Source organism: Nostoc sp. CHAB 5715, assembly GCF_020829685.1.
Taxonomy (GTDB): domain Bacteria; phylum Cyanobacteriota; class Cyanobacteriia; order Cyanobacteriales; family Nostocaceae; genus Nostoc.
This window is the reverse complement of sequence record NZ_JAIVFR010001096.1, coordinates 1-2,300: the sequence shown is the minus strand read 5'-3', so window position 1 is coordinate 2,300 and position 2,300 is coordinate 1. Positions and strand designations below refer to the sequence as shown.

At 40.3% G+C, this 2,300-nt stretch carries 4 protein-coding genes; 3 read left to right on the top strand and 1 reads right to left on the bottom strand.

Annotation, left to right across the window (positions count from 1 at the left end; translation table 11 throughout):
* Positions 1 to 24: 24 nt before the first annotated feature.
* A complete protein-coding gene (locus tag LC574_RS38410) occupies positions 25 to 165 on the bottom strand; it encodes a DUF4160 domain-containing protein (RefSeq protein ID WP_267871805.1) in 141 nt (46 codons plus the stop codon).
* A gap of 792 nt (positions 166 to 957) precedes the next feature.
* Between LC574_RS38410 and LC574_RS36335 the strand changes: the two genes are divergently transcribed.
* From LC574_RS36335 to LC574_RS36325, 3 genes are read left to right on the top strand one after another with little or no spacing between them, the layout of a single operon-like run.
* Entirely contained in the window at positions 958 to 1,167 is a 210-nt protein-coding gene (locus LC574_RS36335; RefSeq protein WP_012406943.1) for a DUF2997 domain-containing protein, read from the top strand.
* Positions 1,168 to 1,206: 39 nt separating this feature from the next.
* Positions 1,207 to 1,593, top strand: coding sequence for a DUF1257 domain-containing protein (locus LC574_RS36330; protein WP_196525031.1), 387 nt, complete (start codon positions 1,207 to 1,209; stop codon positions 1,591 to 1,593).
* Complete coding sequence (locus LC574_RS36325; RefSeq protein WP_229458470.1) at positions 1,593 to 2,054, top strand: ferredoxin; 462 nt, start codon at positions 1,593 to 1,595, stop codon at positions 2,052 to 2,054. Before LC574_RS36330 ends, LC574_RS36325 begins: the two co-directional genes overlap by 1 nt.
* Positions 2,055 to 2,300 lie beyond the last annotated feature (246 nt).

The following is a 2,300-nucleotide window of genomic DNA, read 5'->3' as shown; positions in this document are numbered from 1 at the left end:
TGTGCAACCGTTTCGTCAATGCCACTAAAAGAGATGATCAGCATAGTATTTGTCTGGGTTAACGATTCTGGTGTCATCCCGATCAATATGAATATGGGGTGGCTCATTAGGTTCATGAGTGTAAAAGTAGAAGCGGTAGGCACCAATTCTTAAAATTGTTGGCATCCTTCAAGAATACACCAAAGCTAGGTGTGTTTAATTGCTCCAAAATTTAGTCAAATCATAGCATTTTGTTTGCTAAATATTAATTATTCTCTTTAACAGTGAAAACACCCCGCCCTAAATCTTGAAAGGTGAGTTCCAATATCCATTTTGAGCTTTCCATAAAAGATTCAAGAAACCATCTTTATCCGAGAAGAAAACTTCTAATTGCGAATTCAACGGTTGATATGCAGCAGTAATACTACTTCCAGGCTGGGCAAAGTTAGCAGGAGTAAGTAGCACGGGTGAATTCCAAACGCTATTTTTATATTCTGGCGATCGCAGTCTAAAAATCCGTTTATACCCTATCCCAGGTCAATTTACTTCTGCGTATACCCCACCATATTGCTGTAGGCTGACACCGCGCTACATGCAATCTACCTGGAAAACCTTAAGAGAATAAGGTAAATTTAATGGTAATGATAAAGTTTTTCAATAAAATTTATATTTTTGTAAATTGCCTTGCTGGCTATATTACCTCTAATGCTTATCTTGAGGACTTTTGCCGCTTACTTGGCAAACTCAGTTGTTACCTTGACTAATCGATGAGGTTAAGAGAGACTAACTAAAGACTGATGTGCCTACTTCCAAAATTAATAATTTTTGTAAAGATTCTGAGATATATATGTTGAGAGATGGAACATTATTTAACAAATGGTAAGTTTGTATCTAAGTAAAAATGTTCCTACGGCTATATTTGTAGCCTTCTGCTAAGGCAGTAGAATTTAAGCGTACTTATCGTGGTTGGCCAAGAGCATGGAGACATTAGAGTTCATAATCTATCCAGACGGTCGGGTACAAGAAAAAGTCACTGGCATTGTGGGTGCTTCTTGCGCTGAGGTTACAGCAGCAATAGAGGCACAGCTGGGGCAAGTACTTAATCATGAGCCAACCTCAGAATATTTCGCCGCCAAGGTGCAGCAATCTAATGTGGCGAATACACACACCACTTACAGCGATTGGTAAGTTTTCACAGTAGTTTAGTGTAATTAATTCACAACCACCATGTCACACTTTAGCCAAATTAAGACTCAAATCCGTAACCTTGATTCTTTGAAAGATGCTTTGACTGAATTAGGCGTAGACTGGAAACCCGGTCCACGCGAAGTCCGTGGCTATCGCGGTCAAACCCATCCTGCCGAAGTGACTATTGAGCAGGAAAATGGCTATGACATCGGTTTTAGATGGAATGGCAAAGAATATGAACTAGTTGCTGATTTGCAATATTGGCAGCAAAACCTGTCTGTGGACGGATTTTTACGCCAGGTAACACAGCGCTATGCTTATCAAACAGTTGTGAAAGAAACCGCTCGTGTTGGTTTTCAAGTCTCTGAACAACAAAAAAATGAAGATGGTTCGATTCGTCTGGTAGTACAGCGCTGGAGTGCGTAATGGCTGATTTTCTGCCGTCGCCGGAAGAACAAGAAGAAAATCGTTCGGGTTTGGAACCAGAATTAGGGGGTTTTTTACGGGATGCCCCAGAACGTTCTGGTTTAGAACCGGAACTGGGTGGTTTGCTGCGCCAAAATGGTGTTTATGTTGACGAAATCACCTGTATTGGTTGCAAGCATTGCGCTCATGTTGCACGTAACACCTTTTACATTGAACCAGATTACGGGCGATCGCGCGTGGTTCGGCAAGATGGGGACGCTGAGGAAATTATTCAAGAGGCAATTGACACTTGTCCAGTTGATTGCATTCATTGGGTTGATTACACTGAACTGAAAAAATTAGAACAAGAACGCAAATATCAGGTAATTCCTGTAGTCGGTTATCCGGTAGAACACGCAGTTGCTGCTAGCGAACGTCGGCGTAAAAAGCAAAAGTTAAAAACCAAAAAATCCCGTTATTAAGATAAAAACCTTAAATCAAGATAATAATGGACTGGTATATCCAGTCCTTTTGTTTTTTATCATACTAGTTAATTTCTGATGTGCAAACCACATCAAATGGCAAAAGGTAGTATTGTTTGATATAGTAATCCGCTTTGATTTTTGAAATTATTTGCGTAGGCGGGGAGTAGGGAATAGGGAGTAGGGAGTAGGGAATCAGGCTTTTCGAGGTGTACGGTGTTTATTCAAAAATCAAATAGGAATCCT